The organism is Cytobacillus sp. C11.1 (genome assembly GCF_058145115.1).
The window spans coordinates 4,056,417-4,075,510 of the sequence record NZ_CM176935.1; the positions used below are offsets into that span (position 1 = coordinate 4,056,417).

16 protein-coding genes and 1 riboswitch are annotated in these 19,094 nt (G+C 41.0%); of the genes, 2 read left to right on the forward strand and 14 right to left on the reverse strand.

Annotation, left to right across the window (positions count from 1 at the left end; translation table 11 throughout):
• Nucleotides 1-6: 6 nt before the first annotated feature.
• Nucleotides 7-861 carry a GRP family sugar transporter gene (locus AC3ZVC_RS20125; protein ID WP_490064951.1) on the reverse strand — a complete coding sequence of 285 codons (855 nt, stop codon included), beginning with the start codon at nucleotides 859-861 and terminating at the stop codon, nucleotides 7-9.
• A gap of 327 nt (nucleotides 862-1,188) precedes the next feature.
• Between AC3ZVC_RS20125 and sstT the strand changes: the two genes are divergently transcribed.
• Nucleotides 1,189-2,421: a serine/threonine transporter SstT gene (gene sstT, locus AC3ZVC_RS20130; RefSeq protein ID WP_490064952.1), complete on the forward strand. Its 1,233-nt coding sequence runs from the start codon at nucleotides 1,189-1,191 to the stop codon at nucleotides 2,419-2,421.
• Nucleotides 2,422-2,599: 178 nt separating this feature from the next.
• Here the strand turns inward: sstT and AC3ZVC_RS20135 are convergent, their stop codons facing one another.
• The 7 genes from AC3ZVC_RS20135 to AC3ZVC_RS20165 form a co-directional block, all read right to left on the reverse strand.
• A complete protein-coding gene (locus tag AC3ZVC_RS20135; RefSeq protein ID WP_490064953.1) occupies nucleotides 2,600-3,133 on the reverse strand; it encodes a DUF6143 family protein in 534 nt (177 codons plus the stop codon).
• A gap of 419 nt (nucleotides 3,134-3,552) precedes the next feature.
• Nucleotides 3,553-3,987, reverse strand: a complete 435-nt coding sequence (locus AC3ZVC_RS20140) for an SRPBCC family protein (protein WP_490064954.1) — start codon at nucleotides 3,985-3,987, stop codon at nucleotides 3,553-3,555.
• Between the two features lie 9 nt (nucleotides 3,988-3,996).
• Entirely contained in the window at nucleotides 3,997-4,770 is a 774-nt protein-coding gene (locus AC3ZVC_RS20145; protein WP_490064955.1) for an SRPBCC domain-containing protein, read from the reverse strand.
• A gap of 176 nt (nucleotides 4,771-4,946) precedes the next feature.
• Nucleotides 4,947-5,597 carry a YdeI/OmpD-associated family protein gene (locus AC3ZVC_RS20150; RefSeq protein ID WP_490064956.1) on the reverse strand — a complete coding sequence of 217 codons (651 nt, stop codon included), beginning with the start codon at nucleotides 5,595-5,597 and terminating at the stop codon, nucleotides 4,947-4,949.
• Between the two features lie 71 nt (nucleotides 5,598-5,668).
• Nucleotides 5,669-6,334, reverse strand: coding sequence for a YdeI/OmpD-associated family protein (locus AC3ZVC_RS20155; RefSeq protein ID WP_490064957.1), 666 nt, complete (start codon nucleotides 6,332-6,334; stop codon nucleotides 5,669-5,671).
• 115 nt (nucleotides 6,335-6,449) lie between these two features.
• Complete coding sequence (locus tag AC3ZVC_RS20160) at nucleotides 6,450-7,652, reverse strand: aminotransferase-like domain-containing protein (protein ID WP_490064958.1); 1,203 nt, start codon at nucleotides 7,650-7,652, stop codon at nucleotides 6,450-6,452.
• An 80-nt stretch (nucleotides 7,653-7,732) separates the two neighbouring features.
• Complete coding sequence (locus AC3ZVC_RS20165; RefSeq protein WP_490064959.1) at nucleotides 7,733-8,305, reverse strand: GNAT family N-acetyltransferase; 573 nt, start codon at nucleotides 8,303-8,305, stop codon at nucleotides 7,733-7,735.
• Between the two features lie 91 nt (nucleotides 8,306-8,396).
• Between AC3ZVC_RS20165 and pdxR the strand changes: the two genes are divergently transcribed.
• A complete protein-coding gene (pdxR, locus tag AC3ZVC_RS20170) occupies nucleotides 8,397-9,767 on the forward strand; it encodes a MocR-like pyridoxine biosynthesis transcription factor PdxR (RefSeq protein ID WP_490064960.1) in 1,371 nt (456 codons plus the stop codon).
• Between the two features lie 98 nt (nucleotides 9,768-9,865).
• On the opposite strand, the gene AC3ZVC_RS20175 is transcribed toward pdxR, so the two are convergent.
• The 6 genes from AC3ZVC_RS20175 to AC3ZVC_RS20200 form a co-directional block, all read right to left on the reverse strand.
• Nucleotides 9,866-10,249 (reverse strand): PH domain-containing protein, encoded by a 384-nt coding sequence (locus tag AC3ZVC_RS20175; protein WP_490064961.1) that lies wholly within the window; start codon nucleotides 10,247-10,249, stop codon nucleotides 9,866-9,868.
• Between the two features lie 33 nt (nucleotides 10,250-10,282).
• Complete coding sequence (locus AC3ZVC_RS20180; protein ID WP_490064962.1) at nucleotides 10,283-10,867, reverse strand: O-methyltransferase; 585 nt, start codon at nucleotides 10,865-10,867, stop codon at nucleotides 10,283-10,285.
• A gap of 111 nt (nucleotides 10,868-10,978) precedes the next feature.
• Nucleotides 10,979-11,085: riboswitch (SAM riboswitch) on the reverse strand.
• 116 nt (nucleotides 11,086-11,201) lie between these two features.
• Nucleotides 11,202-15,662, reverse strand: a complete 4,461-nt coding sequence (locus AC3ZVC_RS20185; protein WP_490064963.1) for a coiled-coil domain-containing protein — start codon at nucleotides 15,660-15,662, stop codon at nucleotides 11,202-11,204.
• On the reverse strand, nucleotides 15,640-16,389 hold the full coding sequence (locus AC3ZVC_RS20190) for a DUF6063 family protein (protein ID WP_490064964.1): 750 nt from the start codon (nucleotides 16,387-16,389) through the stop codon (nucleotides 15,640-15,642). Before AC3ZVC_RS20190 ends, AC3ZVC_RS20185 begins: the two co-directional genes overlap by 23 nt.
• The gene (locus AC3ZVC_RS20195) at nucleotides 16,386-17,897 is read right to left on the reverse strand and encodes a hypothetical protein (RefSeq protein ID WP_490064965.1); all 1,512 of its coding nucleotides are present in this window, start codon (nucleotides 17,895-17,897) and stop codon (nucleotides 16,386-16,388) included. The genes AC3ZVC_RS20190 and AC3ZVC_RS20195 overlap by 4 nt, the downstream gene beginning before the upstream one ends.
• Complete coding sequence (locus AC3ZVC_RS20200) at nucleotides 17,888-18,961, reverse strand: Wadjet anti-phage system protein JetD domain-containing protein (RefSeq protein ID WP_490064966.1); 1,074 nt, start codon at nucleotides 18,959-18,961, stop codon at nucleotides 17,888-17,890. The genes AC3ZVC_RS20195 and AC3ZVC_RS20200 overlap by 10 nt, the downstream gene beginning before the upstream one ends.
• Nucleotides 18,962-19,094: the final 133 nt, after the last annotated feature.

The window sequence follows — 19,094 nt, forward strand, 5'->3', positions numbered from 1 at the left end:
ACTCCCTTATCTTTTCGTAAAACCTAACAAAACTCCGCCTGCAATAATGAACAAACATCCAAGAAGGACCATAAAGACCTGCTTTTTGCTTTTGCGTTCATTTAAAAAGAAAAGCCCTCCAATGGTCGAGATGACAATGCCTGTTTGTGAGAGTGAAAAACTCGTGGCCACCCCAACTAACGGCAATGCCAGCAACAGACCCAGATTTCCCGTACTCCAAATAAGTCCTGTTAACATATTGCGAACCGCATATTTGTTATAAGCCTTGCGGCGCAACGTAATAAGGAAAGCACCCGTAACCATCCCAATCGCCTGTGGCAGGATCGCAGCCCACCCGTCAATATCAAACCAGCGAATTAAAACTACATATCCGACAAAGCCTGCAGTTGATAACAGCAAAACAAGAAGCCCTTTCTTGAGGCTCTTCCCCTGATCCTTATCGTCCCCCTGATTGAGCGAGGTTAGCACGGCACCCACGATAATGCAAACCAGTGAAGAGATTCCTATCATTATGCTCATCGTGGTTTGCCATTCATTAAAAATAAAAACGCCAAAAAAGGTTGTCCCAATCAGCTGCAAGCCGGTAGACATCGGCCCAGTCTTGGCAACCCCCAAATAACGGACAGCTCCAAACTGATTTTTCTGTCCAACCGACCAAAATAAACCTGATATGAATCCAACTGACCACACGACATTCGGCATATCCGGCCTCTTAAAGAGATATACCACAATGGCAAAAAACAAGGCACCAAGTGTTGTTCCAAGTGTTTGGCTGTCTTCGTCCCCGCCAAGTTTATTGCTGACAAATACGATGCTGCCCCACGAAACCGCTGCAACCAGAGCTAATAAAATTCCTGTCATTGGTGTGTACCCCATTTTTGATTTTATGTAAACGGTGAATACTTTTTAGATTGTGGCAATGGCCAAACTCTTATTCCTTATGGTTAAAAGAATGCCTTATTTTCGAACGAAAAGTTCCGCAGGCACTGAATGCATTGAAAAAAGCGAAGATTCCAGAAAATTTCTTGCTGATATCTTCGGGTATTTAACAAATATTTCAATATAATAATTAGTTATACAATTTATAATATTCGTGTTAAAATATCCATTGTTACTGTAGTAATACAGTGATGCAATTATATTCTCTTTTATGATGCACTTATCCTAAAAAGGTCGGAGGGTATTTCAATGAAAAACGCACTTCTCAAGTGGAATCAAGTAAGCCTGGTAAAACGAATACTTGTAGGTATTATTATGGGTATTGTCTTGGCTGTAACGATTCCTGATGCAGCAAAATGGGTTTCAATATTTGGTTCATTATTTGTAGGTGCTTTAAAGGCTGTTGCACCGGTATTAGTCTTCTTCTTGGTTATGCATGCCATCTCCAAACATAGGAGCGGCCATAAAACAAACATGAAATCGATCATTGCCCTTTACGGTTTAAGCACGTTCCTGGCCGGATTTGTAGCAGTTGTTGCAAGCTTCCTTTTCCCGGTTACCTTATCACTTGCACCAGGCGCGGAAGACGTGACTCCTCCTGGCGGTATTGTAGAGGTACTTAGGACTCTGCTATTTAACATTGTGGACAATCCGGTAAATGCCCTATTAAACGGCAACTATATCGGTATTCTGACTTGGGCGATCCTTCTGGGCATTGCATTAAGAAATGCTGCGGATTCAACCAAAAACATGCTGGGCAACTTCTCAGATGCCATCTCTAAATTGGTAAAATGGGTTATAAACCTTGCTCCGCTTGGAATTATGGGCCTTGTTTTTGAAGCCATTGTTACCAGCGGGCTTTCAGCTTTGCTTGACTACGGAAAATTACTTGCCGTTCTACTTGGATGTATGTTTTTTATTGCTTTGGTTATAAATCCAATCATTGTATTTATCAATATCCGTAAAAATCCTTACCCGCTCGTTTTAAGATGTTTAAGAGAAAGTGGCATTACAGCATTCTTTACACGAAGCTCAGCTGCAAACATTCCAGTAAATATGAGCTTATGTGAAAAACTAGGTTTGGATGAAGATACTTATTCAGTATCAATCCCACTAGGCGCTACCATTAACATGGCGGGTGCAGCTGTTACCATCTCTGTCTTAACACTTGCTGCTGTTCATACACTTGGCATTCAAGTGGATTTTGGCACTGCACTGATTCTTAGTGTTTTAGCAGCAGTATCTGCTGCAGGTGCTTCCGGTGTTGCAGGCGGATCTCTCCTGCTTATTCCTTTAGCATCAAGCTTATTCGGAATTCCAGATGATATTGCCATGCAGGTAGTTGGTGTTGGTTTTATTATTGGAGTGCTTCAGGATTCTTGTGAAACGGCACTTAACTCTTCTTCTGATGTAATTTTTACGGCTACTGCGGAGTATGCTAAGAAGCGTAAGGAAGGTAAGGTTGTTAAGATTAGTGCGTAGAAGAAGGTTTAAAAAGAAGGAGCGTGTTCCCTTGTAACCGGGGACAGGCTCCTTTTTTAGAGTGTTCTAATAAAAACCGCACAGTATCCCTCACTGTGCGGTAATATATTTGACTGGCTGCCTGGAACTAGAACCCGCCAGACCTTTTTTCCTATCATTATTTCTCTCTATCGAAAGATTAGATATTCTCCTCCCACCACCCGAAGGCAACGCGACCGGATGCTTGAGATTGGGGCATTTCGGGATTGGATAAAAACAGTAAAAATAAACTTCCCGGCGGGAAAATGAATTTCCCCTCTTCCTCACTATTAACCGTTGTTCCTGGTGGTATTCTTCGAACAAACGCCTTTACTCCTCCATAGGGGTCACCGATAACATTACTTGCCTGTATAATATTCACTCTGGGTTTGGGCAATGGTGAAAGAGCCATATTAGTGGAGGTAAATAGCGGCGAAATAATAGGATTACCGGGTGGTGTGCTATTGAACCAGATTTGGGCACGGATCGTTGACCCAATTATATCGCTTACCGTCCATACATTAACATATAAGTTAACTCCTGAATGGGGTGGATTATATAAACCCGCCCAGGCATTGGTGCCTCTTCCAAATTCCAAATGGTCTGCATATCCGACAAAATACTTTCCTTGCATTGATTTGAATAATGAAATGGGAATGTTCACAGTTTCCATAACATGTTTATTGTCTTTCAAATCAAACAACCTCTCTACTGCATTTTATAAACTGATAAAACAGTATATGGGCCATTATTTAGGAAAGTGCTTATCTTATAAATCACTTTCTAGAAGCCCTGTGGTGTTTATTAAAATCCTGAATATTTCCTTCATCGTAAAAGTTGGGGATGGCTATGGGTTAATTACAGCCTAATGTGATATGTGCTTAAGCAGTTTAAGGATATCTCTAGAGAATTAATAGCTACTATGGAAAGGCTAAAATCTATTATGAAATTCTCAAACGCTTATTAATGCGTAAGTTAAATGCTTCAGTTTATTAAACGCAACCTTTACCAACATATTAACAAAAAAAGGTGCCTGTCCCTAGCTCACAGCCTTTATAGCCAGCAGGAATCAGACACCTTTAATTTATATTACACCAGGGACTATAAGGATTATTATTGTTCAAGAATGGCTTTGATTTTTTTCAAATCCTTCATGTTTGCTCTTCTCATAATTGGAGCCATGAAAAGGGACATGATCCTACTAAAGCCATTTGGGTTCCCTATATTTCTTAAAGTCATGCGAGTATGGTTTTCATTGATAGCTTCCCATGTATAGATGGTCTCCATTGGAAATGGCCCATTAGCTGTTTTCATCACAAATTTCTTTTCAGGAATAAATTCGGCAATTTCATAGACATATGCTAGTTCCCGGCCTAGAAACTCCGCACCGAAAGCTATTTGGGAACCTAATTTGAGTGGTTTTGGTGTTTTCCACTCAACTGACTTTATATTTTCATACCATTCAGGAGCATGATCAGGGTTTGCTGCATATTCTGAAACTTGTGAAATAGGGCTTTTAATTGTTATTCCTGTTAAAACATCTACCATCTTGGCCTCCTATTTACTTTCCACGTATTTTTTCAGCAGGGTTCCAAGCAGATATTCCCAGCCCTTAGAATGGTCCTCTTCCCATTGCTTCTGAATAACACCAGAGGCTGTATGGGAAAGCTGGAGCAGTGTTCCTCCTTCTTTTTCAAGAAGTCGATACGTATAAGCACTGTTTACCGCTCCCTGCATGCCAAGATGGCCATGCAAGCGAATTTCTTCAGGAGCATTTACATAATAGACATTTCCCCAGATTGCCCCTTCTTTTTCTCCCCATTTTTCAATAAATTGCCCGCCCGGGACAGGATCAAAAGTAAAGTGGGATGTTACTCCATTTGGAGCTATCCGAAACTCCCACCAATCTTCCACCTTTTCGGTTAATGCTTTGAATACTTCTTCGCGTGGTGCATCAAGAAATAACTCCTGTTCAATTCGAAAATCCTTTGTTGATTCCATCGATTCTCCTCCTTTTTCTTCTACAGCCCTCCGTAAATTCAACAGCGAGCTGGCAGTGGATTGCATGTATTTACCTACCCAGCGCTCATGCATTTCCTGAAGCGGCACTGCATTAAGAAAATGCCTTTTATATTTTCCTTCACGCCGTACCACGACTAAATGACCTTCCTCTAAAATATTTAGATGTTTCATAATGGCATACCTTGTGACTTCAGGAAATTGGTCGTTTAGTTCTCCAGTCGTTTTTGGTGATATCTTTAGAATATCGAGAATTCCCCTTCTGATCGGATGTCCCAATGCTTTAAAAACGGTGGATAGTTCGTCGCCCATTACATCGACCCTTTCGTTAATATGTGACTAAAAAGTAACATGTTTTAGATGTGACCTTATGGTAACACATCGGATGTTACCGGTCAAGATTATTAGTTTTTACCTCCATAAAAAAAGGTGCCTGTCCCCTTACACGCTAACACTTTACACAGCCGGGGTCAGTCACCTTTCTTTTGTTATTTTTTCTTTTGCCGATACAAATCAACCGATTTATATCCTTGCGATAAAATATCGACCATTTGTGCTTGCCGTTTATCACGTGTTTTCTGCTGCTTAACAGAAAAGATGTAGCGAGCCCAATCCCTTTGGTAGCCTGGAGTAAGTTCCTGATAAAATGTTAATTCTTTTGGATATTCTTCTAAAACCTTTTCTATGTCCTTCACGTTATCTTCGTAATCAGCCACACATTGACTGGGAGCAGGTGACTTTTTCTCCTTCTTCTTTTCACGCTTCAATCCAACAACCGTAAAGACATCATCCATACTGACCATCCGCGAGAACTTTATATCGCTATTATCCACATACCCATCTTCGCCCACTTTCATCGCTGGGAAAATCTCATCTCTATGAACGAAGGAATCATACCGTTTATTCCCTTTCTTCGGATAGGCGAAAAATAAATATCCTTTTTCAAGCAGCTGTTCCTCATCGATCACTTTTCGGGTATGCTCTGCCATTTCATCAATGGTTTCTACAAAGATGAAGATTGCATCTTGCTCGCCTGATAACGTGGTCTTATATCCATTAAATAAATCGTAATCACTTGGCTGATTAAGCACTGCCATATTTTTATATTTACTTAGTTTTAATTTTTCAATAATTGTCATAACATACTCCTTTGGTTAACCCTTTTTTAAGATATATCACTTAAGAATTGTTAACTGATCTTAAAGCATGATTAATAGATTTTACTATCGATGTTCTTGTGTGAGCCGTCACAGTTGGGCTTTTTTTGAGATAGTCCACAAGTGCAATCCTTTAATCCCTTTCCATCGAGAATTTTCGGCATACATTTTACAATCCTTGATTCTCGCGTTTTGGATTGTTTGGGCTGAGAAAAATGAAGAATGTATGCTCTTTGCCGCCCTGGCGTCAATCCTTCAAAAGCAGTTTTCAAGGCAGGGATATCATTGAATTTATTGTGAAGTTCATCAGGAATTATGTATTCTTTATGCTCTTTAGTTTTCACTTCCAAACCGGCTTTTTCAACTTCAATGGCTTCATAAATATAGGCTTTCAAGATACTTTCCATTTCAGCTATTTCCTGGACATTGGTGAACCGAATCTGGCGCGCGGCCTGTACATTCTCCGTTTGCTGGATTAGAATCCCATGGGCATCCTTTAGCAATGCACCTTTGTGAAACAGAAGCGCACAATAATCTTTAAATCCATGAATTAAAACGATGTTTTTATTCTCAAACGTGTAACAGGGATGCATCCACTTATACTCTTCGGTCAACTCACAGTCAAGAACGATATTTCTTAACTTCTCATATTCTTCTTTCCACTTTTCGGCTTTACTTAAAAATTCATCAACCTCAGAATTCAATCTGCTGGTTGTCATCAAGAACACCCCTCTTCAATTTTTCGATCTGCTGAAAGTTAAGAATGATCATTCTCAGTTTCTCCAATTCTTTTCGTCACTTTTTGGCTTTGTTTGAGTATTCATCAACCTTGAATCATTTACCAAGATCCGCTTGGCAAGCAACGACGTTCCCCAATCTGCGAATCCCCTCTGCAATTTCCTTTTCATCCTCAAAACTAAATGAAAGCCGAAGAAATTCCGTCCCATCCGATTGGTCCAAGAAAAAGTATTTACCAGGAATAAAAGATACACCCTCCGCTAGCGCTTGTGTCAGCATTTTTGATGTATCGGTACCAGGAATTTTCATCCAAACGAAATAACCGCCTTCTGGCACATACCAGGAAGCTGATTCAGGCAGGTACTGTCCCAATGCCGAGAGTAGAACGGCACATTTGGCCCGGTATGTGTCTCTCATGGTTAAGAGTTTTTTCTCAAAATCCGTGTTTGCCAGATAGACAGCCATGGTTGCTTGAGCAAACGGATGATTCAGATCTTTTTTAAACCAGGCCGATGCATGAATGATTTCCCTTGCTCCTGCTATCCATCCAATACGCATTCCTGGTGCCACGATCTTGGATAACGAACCGACATGCAGAACTCTAGACTTTTTATCCATAGCTTTCAATGTTGGCACATTTTGATTAAATGATAATTCCCCGTAGGCATCATCCTCAACTATTAAGAAATCATAGCTGTCGGCCATATTTAATAGGTGCTGCCTGCGTTCTTCTGTCATTGTCGTTCCTGTTGGATTTTGAAACGTTGGAATCGTATATAGAAAACGCGGCAGAGCTAGCCCTCTTCGTTTCCTTTCTGCTAAAATTCCTTCCAGTACATCAGTTTGAAGTCCATGCTTATCTACAGGAATACTGATTATACGCTTCGTATAATTTTGAAAAATTTCTAAAGCCTCCATATAGGTGGGAGACTCTACTGCCACGATTGACTCCTCATCCAGGAGAATGCGGGCAATTAAATCGATCGCCTGGCAAGCGCCTGAAGTTATCAAAAGCTCTTCTTCCGAAACAAAAATATCCCGCTCTTTCAATCTTTTTAAGATCTGTTCCTTTAGCTTTAATATTTTGGGACTTCCAATATAGTGGAGCGGCAAATCCTGCTCCTCTTCGAATAAACTGGTAACAGCTGCCTTTACCTCTTCGACAGGCACAAGGGCAGGTGCTGGATAGCCGCAATGCAGTCGTATACAATCTTCAGGAATCTCCGGAATCCACTCCCCAGGAGGATTATTCTGGAGAGCCCTTTTGATATTCTCAGGAAAAAAAGAAGCAGCATTCACTTCTATCCACACCTTTCTAGTAGCTTTTACTATCGATTATAAACTTCTTGCCTGGGATGCTCCACCAATTCAACAATACCTTAATAAAGCAAGTGTTCTTCGAATTGTCTTTTTACTTTGTCCCACTCTTCCTTTATGACACTATATAGGACAGTATGACGGATAGTCCCTTCTTTTCGTATCATATGATTTCTAAGGATGCCTTCTTTAACCGCACCGATTCGTTCTATCGCTTTTTGCGAACGGATGTTTTTATGTCCGGTTTTAATTTGTACACGGTTAAGGGAAAGTTCTTCGAAGCAATATTTTAACAATAAATATTTACAGTTTGTATTAATATTTGAGCGCCAATAAATAGGGTTCACCCAAGTTGAGCCGATTTCAAGCCGTTTATGTTGGTTTGAAATATCGAGAAACCAGGTTGCACCGATGATATTCCCTGTATTTTTATTTACAATGACATAAGCAAAATCGGTGCCTTGCTCACGTTTTTGTATAGCATCCTCAACATATTGAATAACCCGGCTTTTGTCAGTTAAATCGACAGACACATGCTCCCATATTCGTTTATCCTGAGACGCTTCATAAATCCCTTCTATATGCTCAAGTCCCATTGGAATTAACTGTACAAAATTGTTTTCTAATTTTTTCATAATATCACTCTCCTTGAATCTATTAAAATTGATTTCTGGTATGATTTAAATAACCAAAAATGATTTTTAATATAATACCAGGAGTGATTATATGGAACTTCAAATTCTGCTTTCGGATCATAAAACAAAATATAAGCAAATCTATGAACAAATACAAAAAGCGATTTTAGATAGAAAATTGCCAGCTCATGCTAAACTTTCTGCAAAGCGGCGTTTGGCTGAACAATTAAACGTAAGCATCATGACTGTTCAAATGGCTTATGAACAATTGCAGAGTGAGGGATACTGTTATTCAGTGGAACGCAAAGGATATTTTGTTTCGGAAATTCAGGATGAATGGCACTATAGTGAGAATGATACAGCTGCTTTTGAGAAAAGAGTTCAGGATGAGTATCTTATCAATTTTAAAAATGGGCAGATTGATGCCTCTGCCTTCCCCTACAAACATTGGAACAGACTATATCGAAAAGAGCTTAGTGAATCCAATGGCAGCAATGCACCGTGGCAGGGAGAATATTCTTTCCGTGTACAAATTGCACAATACCTGCAACAGGCTAGAGGGCTGGCCTGCCAGCCGGAGCAAGTGTATGTATTCAGCGGTTTTCAGCAGCAATTACTAAACGTATGTTTGTTTTTTAACCGGAGAGCCATCGGAACAGAGGATCCTGGTTTTATTCGGGCAAAATCTGTTTTTGAACAATTACAGCTGCCATGTCATCCGATTTCTGTGGATGAAGAAGGATGCCGTGTGCCTAATGAGCCAGTAAAACTATTATATTTGACACCAGCTCATCAATATCCGACCGGCACGATAATGTCTATTGCTAGAAGGGCTGAGTTATTAAATTGGGCAGATAAAGAGGATGCTCATATTATCGAGGATGACTATGATTCTGAATTTCGCTACAAAGGAGCACCTATCCCGACATTATCCCATCTGGATTCAAAAGACCGTGTGCTTTACTTTGGCACCTTTTCAAAAACATTGCTGCCGTCCCTTCGAATAAGTTATCTTGTTATGCCAGCTTCTCTTCAACAAGACTTTGAAAAGTTTAATACTTATCAAAAATCGACTGTTTCAAGAATTGATCAGCGGGTTGCTGCAAATTTTATGGAAGAAGGAAATTATATATCCCATATAGCAAAAATGAGAACTCTATACCGAGCCAAAAGAAACTGTTTAATAGAAAGCCTATCAAACCATTTGGGAGAACAATTTGAAATCATAGGGGATACAGCAGGCTTACATATCATCGTGACATTACCCGAAGGATTGAATGAATCAAAAGCAATCGAACTGGCAAAGTCAAGAGGAGTTGAAATTGATGCTGTTTCACCTATGTATCTGCTTCACAAGCCAAACCATCAAGTAATGCTTGGATATGGTGCACCCACTATGCAGGAAATTCAGAGAGGGGTCCATTTAATCGCTAATGTATGGAAAGATTACGTAAGTAATTAGGATTTCTTACGATTCTTATAAAAAACCCCGAGGCATATATTCAAATATTTTCGCCCTTTTTAATTTATTAAAACCAATACCTAAGTTGAAAAGAGCGCTTATCTTACAGGATAACGCTCTTTTGTTGAAGTGGAAAACAAGCACATCTTCTCCTTAACAGCCACCATAAAATCAAACATATTCATGCCCTGAATTTGCTGGAATTTGTACAAGTCTTGATTATAGTACAAATGAATATGCTTTCCTGTGATTCCTCTTTTTTCTGAAAGGGAAGCGATATTCCTATACTCAAATTCTTCAACAAATTCCTTGTTTGTGTCTGATACCTGGATTCCACAGAATAGCAGTCTTTTGTTCGTTGCCGCAAAGAAGCCTGCCTGCGGTGCTAAACAGTAATGTGCTACTAATGAACAGCTTAAACATTCAATAACGTTTTCACCCTCATGCAGTACATGTTCAACCTGATTTTTCACAAGATTCATGAACGATCCCCCAATTCTAGTGATAATTTCATTCTATAAATTAACCCCAGTCTTAACTGCCAATATCAGCCCGGTAGACCAATCTAATTCTGTAATGTCCAGGTCAGGTCTGTCCTGCAAAGTTTTTAAGAGTTTAGTTGCTTTGATTCTATATTTTTCTGGTAATTTCGATTGCGGAAACACATCATGAATCACATAAAAACCGCCAACATTTAAATGGTCCAACGTTTTGTCCAACAGCTCGAATTTTCCCGGCCACGTATCGGCAAAAATAAAGTCAAACCGTTCTGATAGGTTTTGAATAAAGGCTGCTCCGTCCTCGCAGCAAAATGATACTCTCCTGTCATTCCCCAGGTGCCTTCTTGCGATGGACTGAACTCTTGAATCAATGTCAACCGTTGTAAGCGTGCTGATTTCATCCATTCCATCGATGATCCAGGAAGCAGACGCTCCTGTACCTGTTCCCAGCTCTAAAAAGCTGCCCCCTGGTTTTGAGGCAGCCAATCCCTTTAGTAAAAAACCTGTTTTTCTATCACATGACTGCTCAAAGCCGAGCAGTTGCGATTCCTGTAATATCTTTACGTAAGCTTCCGGTACCTGTATAACGCTGCTTTCCATTATGTCAATTCCTCCTCTTCCATAGCTCGTATCTTTATATCCCATTCATTTGATAAAAAGGCAACAAAAAAGACCTCTTATCATAAGAGGCCTTTGTACTTTATTAACGACCTCTTATCTCCCAGAGCGTTAACTCTGTTGGAATTAGCACCTTCCTGAAATAATCAGGGGTTGCTGAGGCTTCGCAGGGCCAGTCCCTCCACCTCTCTGGATAAGAATTTGATTATAGAATTATAATTAATTTCGAATAAAGTATTGCATAGTTTTAGCAAAATGGCAATACTTTAATACCTCTCTTCAAAAAACCTATTCCTTTTTAGCAGGGTACGAGGTTCTATTGAACAACTTCCTCCCCCTGATAAATACGAAACGCCGGAACAATCGTATCCGACACGACCTCTTTTCCTTTTTCCCGAATAAAGTCCAATTTATAATATGCATCAAACCTCTGGCTGATTTCTGTTTTCACCAGTTCAGGCGGCGTGACGACGATGAATTGGAACTTCAGTTTATCGGCAACAGCGAAGATTGGGTCAAGCACATGGGCCGATGCCGCTTGGCCAAACGGATTATCACAGACTAACGGAACCCAGCTTTGGTCAGTTTCACTCTTAACAGATAGAAGCATCATCATCATGACCATTCGGGCAGATAGCTTTTGGCCGCCGCTGCCATCGGATTTCGTTTTCGAACCCTGGTTGATCGTCTGCCAGGTTGAATAATGTTCGCGCTGTGGCTTTCCATACATAAAGGCATTGTCTGTACGCATGTTATAAACCAAAATCTCTGGGTATCGATTTCTGAGGGAGACAAATAAAATCTGCTCATCACTGATGAGCTGCTTGATTTCCTGATCCAGCTCCAAATTACTGTCGTCAATCAACTCGAATCGCTTCGTAATTTTGTTAATGGCTGAAACAAAATGCTGTTTCAGCAGCGGTTCGACCTCTTCCGCTTTTTTAGGCAGGATGTCTTCTTTTAGCTGAACAAGCGGGAAAGATCCCCGTTCATTTTTCAGCTTCATTTTCGCAATCATGGAACGAATCGCTTCTGCAATGCTCATCACCTTCATGCTTGCACGGCTTGCCCAGAAGTTTTGCGCTTTTTCTGCCCGTTCTTTGTCACGTTCCAACTGCTCTAAGCCGCTCTGTGAAAAACGCTTCATGTTTTGAACGACACTTTGAATATGAGCATAATGCCTTGTATCCATATGATCAAGGGTGGTTAAGACTTCATTCTTAAAGCGGACCTCCCAATCCTTTCCTTCAATTGAAAGCTTTAAATTGCGCAGGGATTGTTCAATTTTCGCGTGCTTCTCCTGGCCTTCTTCCTGAATATCCTGGTGTTTTTCACTCCAGAATATAATACTTTGCCTTCCTTGGCTCTTAATTTTCTCGACATCCTCTTCCGTAAAGGCAGCCGCTTCCTCTTTCAGGATAACGGATAGAGTTAACAAGTCGCCTTCGAAACCAGCAATGTTTTGTTCGGCTTCTTTTTTGCGCTCTTCTGTTTGCTTCATTTCTGCCTTCGCCTGTTTTGTCTGGTCCGTAATTTCAACCGTCTTTACTTCCAAATCAAGTTCTTCCCATTCTTCCGGCTGTTTGTCATGCTTGTCCACTTTTTTAGCTGACTTTTTACGCTGATCAATGGCATGCTTTAATGACGTTTCAGCAACGGTTACGGCCGTTCCCTGTTCGCGTTCCTCTTTCTCAGCTGCCTTTGTTTCCTTTGCAGCCGTCTGGACCATGTTTTCTAAAATGCTCATTGGTTCATCCGGTTCTGAAGCTTCCTTCCACTCTTCATTAAGAGCTTGAAGTTTTTTCTCCAGCTTCTTTTGCTGTTTCTGTTCGGAATCTCTTGTCGCTTGAATGGCCAGTAATTCACTGGCTTGTTCTTCTTTCGATTTTTGAAGCTGTTTTAGTTCATCGATACTTCCGTTGATCTCTTCCAACATGTGCGAGGATAAACGCGGTACCTCTTCAGAAGCTTCAGCTTTCTCGGCTGCAGGAAAGGCTGCACTTTCAATAAAAAATCTGATCTCCTTAAGATTTTGCTCGGTTGATAGCTTCCATTCCAAATACGTTTGACTCCACTTTTCCTGCAGGTCAACAATGGTTTGGTGCTCACTGCCAATCTCTTTCTGGGCGGCAGTAAATGCTTCCTTTTGTTTCTCTTTCTCTAGCTTTACCCGCTTATTTTCCTGATGCAGCGACTTTTCATGGTCAAATCCCTCTAATGTTTCCACATCTTTTGATAGTTTTTCAATCTTTTCTTTAGTCTTCTCCAACTGCTCTCTAAGTCCCAGCTGCAGTTCTTTTTCTTTTTGCTCCTGCACGATGATTGAGTGTAATTCGGTCTTCTTGGCAATCATTGCTTCCTGTTCCTGATTCAGTGCACGATCGATCTCATTGGCCAGCTCATTGGCCAGGAAGCGGTCGATTTCTTTTAAAATTCGCCGTAAAGAGGTTTCCGTTTTTTCGATCTCTGCAAGTGTATCTTTCTTTTCTTCTATTTGTTTCGCAATCTTAATTTTCCAGTTTGTGAATTGATTTTTATCTGTCAGCAATTCCTTCTCCGTGCCGGTAATCATCACAAAGGTACCCTGCTGGTTATCGCTCGTCATTTCTTCCCGCATAAAAATCGGAACCGGGCTTTTAAACATTCTTCCTGACAAAACCTGTTGATTAATTTTTTCCCATTGCGGCCTGCTAACCACTAAACCATAAGGAAGAAGCGGATGCGCAAGCAAATGATTCGCCATTTCGTCAGGTTTTAAGGATTGGATAAATTGGGACCCGTAAAACACGTCAATGCCCGTCTTCTCATCAATCCATTCTTTTAATTCCTTCACGTCATTGTTCGCAATCCAGAAGTGCTCATCATTCAAGGCATAATCCAGCTGCGTTTCCCAGAGCGATTTTTTAACTTCTTCCCCCTGCTCCCGATTCTGAACAAGGAGCTCCTCCACTTGCAGGGCATACTTTGATAAAAGTGCATTCGTGAATGGAGCTGCGACTTCATCCAATAACCCATGAAGTTTATCGGCCAGCTTCGCTTCATTACGATGCTGCTCTTCACTTTTGAGCTTTAACTCTTCACATTTTTCTTCAGAAAACTGAATGGATTGAGCGAGCGTGCCATGTGCTGATGCAAGCTGATTCTGCTTTTCATTTGATAGTTTATCCTTTGCCTGCAAATCTTCCAAACTAGCTTTTTTGACTTCAATCTGCTTTGACAAATTCTCGATAAAGCCCTGCAGATCATAGGTTAAGCGATCGCCGAATTCTTTGATGAGCTTTTCTTCTTTCGCCTCAAATTCATGAATTTGCGTATACAGAAAATCAATTTCCGTATGAAGCTGGGCGATCTCTTTTGTTTTTTGTTTATCCTGTTTCGAGAGATCGTTCGCTTTTTTCTTCAGGAATTTTTGATACCCCGCATACTGTTTAACCGCTTCCCCAATGGCTGCAGAAGACTTCTCCCATTGCAGCTTCGCTTCTTGTTTGACTTCTTCCATTCTTTGATTCACTTGCTCTAAGCCGCTGTTTTGCTCCAATTTCGCAATCTGCTGGGAAAGCGCGCGAATGCTCTGTTCCCCTTCATGCCATTCTTTTAATAAAAGCTGAAATGCCAGCTCGTCTTTTCGCTCCTGCTTTTCCTTTACAGCTTCCTGCAGGATATTATGCTTCTTCTGTTCTTCCGCTAATTTCTTCTCCCAATCCATCACTTCCCGATGGGCTTTTGCATACTCGAGGTTGTCTTTCTGAAAGCGTAAATCCACCTGCTTACCGGTTAATTTTTCGATTTCCTTTTCCAGCTCAATTAGTGTTTCTTCTTCCGTTTTCTTCAAATGTTCCAAAGCGCCAAGCAGCTGCCTTCCCACCTTGATGCTGTCCTCAACGATCTCTTTATGCTTGACACCCTTAGCCAGGCTTTCTTCAAAAGGAGGAATATCTTCCAGGAATTCCTTGTGGGCCTGCTCTCTTTTTAATAGAACAGGCAGGTCCTTCGCGATGCTTGCCTGACTTTTAAAAATCTCCACCAAATCGTTCTTTTGATGCTCTGTCCGGTGCAGGACCTGACTGACAGTAGGAATAATTCGCTTCTGAAACAGGGAATGATCATCCTCAGCGCCTTCAAAGAATTTTCCAACGCCGCCTTCATCCTTGTTAATATCTTTCATAATATCCCAGTCTTTGCGGTTAATGCCGTATGTATCAAGGATGCGGTAGTGCTTTTTTGTATCCCGGTAAACATCATACCCATTCCATTTTAAATAATCCTTCAGGCCTTCCGTTTCAGCCAGTTCATCATCTTCATAAAGTGGAATATGATCAAGCGATGCTTCTTCTTTCCGTTCAAACTCCCTTGTATAAAATGTAATATTCGGGACAATCTTCGCTTCCTGTTCAAGCGTTTTGCTTTCTCCGCTTTCCTCGTTCATGGAAATCCGCTGTTCAGCTGAAAACATCCCGCCTGTCACTAAGTGCCTGCGGTCAGCACCGTCGAGCTCCCATTGAATGAGCACATGAAAGGTATAAGGAATGAATTGCTCTTTATTATTAAAAAAGAATTGCTGATAATAGCGATTGTTCTGTTTTCCCCATGCCGTTCCAGGCTTGAGGATCTGGAAGATGGTTTGCAGGAAGACCCCTTTTCCTCCTCCATTCATCATGGAAATGAGGCCATTTGTAGAGATTTCCTCATTATGGAAGTTAAATGTGGTATCCTTATACTGTTTTTGCATGCCATCATATTTCAGGCCGGCAATTCTAATTCGATGGATTTTCGGCATGCTGATCCTCCTCTGTCTTCATTAATTCCTTGAACATTTCATATCGGTCATAATCGTGATACAGGTATTCAATCCGCTCAAATAACTCCTGTTTCGGGATCGCCTTCGGAATATCCTCCCGGTCAAGGATCACAATCAGACCCTCAGTTTCCAATAAACGCATGCTGCTTGTAATCAAGCCGATACGCGTCCGGCGGTTTGCTTTTCTGGCTCCATAATCATCGGTGTCGACCTCCATGTACTTCCACGTTGTCACGACATCCTTCATATCAATTTTTTCATCTTCTCCGTATGCGGGATTTGCCTTAAGCATGTGATCCCAGTTCATGATCACATCATTAACTTGCCGCTCCAATGAGTAGAAGCTGATTCCTTCCCGCTTCGTGCGGATTTTAGCCGCCTGGTTACGATCGATGCTTGCCAAAAAGGCCATAATGACAACGCTCATCAAGTGAAAATGTTTCTTTGTCTCAACCTGCTTATGCTTGTCCTTCATATGAGTAAAATTCGTAGCAAAAACAGAGCCGGTCGGCTGCACAACGAGCTGAATCCGTTTTGGCGACTCAATGATATAGGTACCGGATTCATCTGCCAATAAAAGAACCGTCTGCCTCACATCGGGATCAAAATACGCCTGAAAGTGCTCGCTGTTTTCGTCGATGACTTTGTCTTTTAAAAGTGTAAAATAAACAGCTGAGGCTTTTTTGATACTTTCTCCACTCATCATTTCTCCTCCTGTACACAAATTTTAAACGGGGTGATTTTCATTTGATACCAGAGGAAAGGTTCCGCCCGATGATCAAACTCGGTATAGATCTTCAGTCCTTCAAACACCTGAAATTGGGGATACTCCTGCATAAGCTTATAAAGAAGAATTTCCCGTTCATCGCTTAACGCCTCTTCCTTCCGATGCAGCACTTGAACCTTCAACGGCTTTTTATCAAACATCATCCATAAATCAATCGTTTCCGATTCTTCAAACCATAGATCCTGAACTTCGAGCGGCAGTGCTGATAAATCGGCCAATGAAAACTCTCCGTATGTCTGTAAATATTGAAACACATAGCTCCAGGCCTTTATGACAGAATCCCAGTTCGTTACCCGCTGATGGGTAATGCCCTCATCTTCCTCTTCTTCTTCGATTGTCTCTGTCAGCTGTTTTTCATCAAATTCCTGTTCGCCCCAAACCCAGTCCAAGGGCAAAATAAATTCATTCTTTGGCGAAAATAAAGGTGATAACACCTTTTCCACCGTATCGAAAGAAAAAATGCCTTCCTTCATGAACCAGTTTTCATAAATATGTTCCCGAAATGAAACCAGGCTGGTTTCCCAAAACAGCGATGGGTTTTCTGCTTTTAATTTCATTTCATAGGAGATATTTTGAATAACAAGCTTCGCAAAACGGTCATGCAGCTGCCTTGTATGGCCAATCTTCTCCTGGAGAAGGATTAATTCCTTTTGAATAAGATCATCTTCTTCATTTCTTCGTTTCGTTTTCTCAATCATGCTGGTGATGGTGCGGAAGTGATTTTTCTCTTCTTCGAATTGCTTTTCAATTTCCGCACGGTTATCAGCCCTTTGCATTTCTTCTTCCATCAATAAGATTTTGGGATTGTTAATCATTTCTTTTTGAAAGGAGAATTCTTTTGCCATTAAGCGGTTTACCCGTGAAATGAGGTGATCGAGGTTTCGAGTAGCTTTGCGGAAATTGCCGTTTTTAATCAGCTGCATACTGTAAAGCTGTTCAATCGTTATTGAAAATTCCTCTGCCATTTCCCTGCTCATAAAAATCATTTCCTGTGAGACATCGGTGAGTTTGTACACAATGGACCCGCCCATCTCCAGGTTTGTATATAATTCATCCATAGTCACGTAGCGGAAAACCTGAGTCTCCCATGACTGCCTGATTTCATCGTAATAAAGGGCCTCAAACGGTCTGCTGTACTCTTCTTTACCCTGATACAGAAGGCCGCTCGTGATCCGTTCAATCTGCTTCTCATCGGCCAAAAGCTTCATTTGCTTTATCGAATCCTCGACCATATACTTGATATCCGATTTCCTCCGATGATCATCATCATTCAATTCCCGATAAAAAATGGTGAGGAGCACCTGCATCAGAATTGTTTGGATATGAGGCTTCAGCTCTCCGACTTCCATTCCTCTCCCAAGCTCAAACAGTGGGTTTAATCGCTGCATCCGCTGGGCGAACCCTTCCCATGATTCGTTCAAATCCATCTCCTCCATGTTTCAATAGTTAAGACTTCCTGAGGAATCCGTTTATTTTCCTGCCATAATTGCCTTAATACTTCCTGCTCATCTTCCGTAAACCACTCTAAGAACGCATCGCGATATTTCAGATTTTGTATCTGGCCCGATTTCTGTTCATTCCTTTGGTCCATACAATCGAGCATTTTACGATATATTTTTAATGCAGGCTGAATGCAGCAATCCCGATATTTTTCGATCAGCCGGGTAATGATCCCGTATCCTGCCGCATCGAGATCTCCTGCATAATAGAATAAATACGATTTGGTCGGGAACATTTGAAAGAAAAACGAAAAGCTCCGTTCAATTTTAGTGCCTTCCCCATAAATGATGAGTTCAGGCTCATAATCGAGCTGATCCCTTTCCAATAATTGAATGGAAGTATGAAAGAAAGATAAATTCTCCACAATCAGTACCCTCTGAACGTCATTGATTTCTTTCCCCTGCTTCATCCAAAAAACAAAAGGCTCCCCGTACTTCATCACTTTAAGCTGCTCTTCAGATACGCCAACTCGAGCTAAAAAGCCTTTCCCTTCCGGAAAACTAATCCCATCCAGCAAGAATTTTTCATGGCCAAACAGCTCCAGGCTTCTTTCCTCGAGTGAAACAATTTCCCGCTCCTGACTGGATCGTAGGAAATCATATAAATTCTGGATCCGGTTCCATTCCTCTTTCGTCTGCCATTCCGGGTACCTTTCATAAAACGAAAAATCAAACAGATCACTTAATTTCATCATCTCGAACCGGTCCCATTTATTTGCATGAACCTTTAGATTAACCCAGTAATATAAAGGCAGAGATGGTGTCCTGCCATTGTATTGACTATTATGTATAGGCGTCAGCTGCCCTTCATTTTGCAATGATTCGATGGCTTGATAAAACAGCGAATAACCATCCATTTCGTAATAATCATCTAACAGCTTCCGCAGCTGAAATTCTAAATCGTTTATATTTAATTTCTTTCTTTGCTTCGGGTGTTGAATATCTTCTATAAAACTTCTCACCCTTGTTTCAATGATGTTGATTTTTTTCACCTTCTTAAATCTAACTGTGAATAGACTCCTGCTATTTAACTTGCGCCATCCTTAATTATAACGAATTGCGTAATTCTTGGTAAGGGAATTACGTTTAATAAAAAGGCATTTACTCTTATGCCGAACTATTGTC

Coding starts and splice junctions, on each gene's coding strand:
- AC3ZVC_RS20180 (WP_490064962.1), bottom strand. CDS start 10,867: ATGGAAAGCAGCGTTATACAGGTACCGGAAGCTTACGTAAAGATATTA.
- AC3ZVC_RS20150 (WP_490064956.1), bottom strand. CDS start 5,597: ATGACAATTATTGAAAAATTAAAACTAAGTAAATATAAAAATATGGCA.
- sstT (WP_490064952.1), top strand. CDS start 1,189: ATGAAAAACGCACTTCTCAAGTGGAATCAAGTAAGCCTGGTAAAACGA.
- AC3ZVC_RS20140 (WP_490064954.1), bottom strand. CDS start 3,987: ATGGTAGATGTTTTAACAGGAATAACAATTAAAAGCCCTATTTCACAA.
- AC3ZVC_RS20155 (WP_490064957.1), bottom strand. CDS start 6,334: ATGACAACCAGCAGATTGAATTCTGAGGTTGATGAATTTTTAAGTAAA.
- AC3ZVC_RS20190 (WP_490064964.1), bottom strand. CDS start 16,389: ATGATGAGTGGAGAAAGTATCAAAAAAGCCTCAGCTGTTTATTTTACA.
- AC3ZVC_RS20165 (WP_490064959.1), bottom strand. CDS start 8,305: ATGAAAAAATTAGAAAACAATTTTGTACAGTTAATTCCAATGGGACTT.
- AC3ZVC_RS20145 (WP_490064955.1), bottom strand. CDS start 4,770: ATGGGCGACGAACTATCCACCGTTTTTAAAGCATTGGGACATCCGATC.
- AC3ZVC_RS20185 (WP_490064963.1), bottom strand. CDS start 15,662: ATGCCGAAAATCCATCGAATTAGAATTGCCGGCCTGAAATATGATGGC.
- AC3ZVC_RS20195 (WP_490064965.1), bottom strand. CDS start 17,897: ATGGATTTGAACGAATCATGGGAAGGGTTCGCCCAGCGGATGCAGCGA.
- AC3ZVC_RS20125 (WP_490064951.1), bottom strand. CDS start 861: ATGACAGGAATTTTATTAGCTCTGGTTGCAGCGGTTTCGTGGGGCAGC.
- pdxR (WP_490064960.1), top strand. CDS start 8,397: ATGGAACTTCAAATTCTGCTTTCGGATCATAAAACAAAATATAAGCAA.
- AC3ZVC_RS20175 (WP_490064961.1), bottom strand. CDS start 10,249: ATGAATCTTGTGAAAAATCAGGTTGAACATGTACTGCATGAGGGTGAA.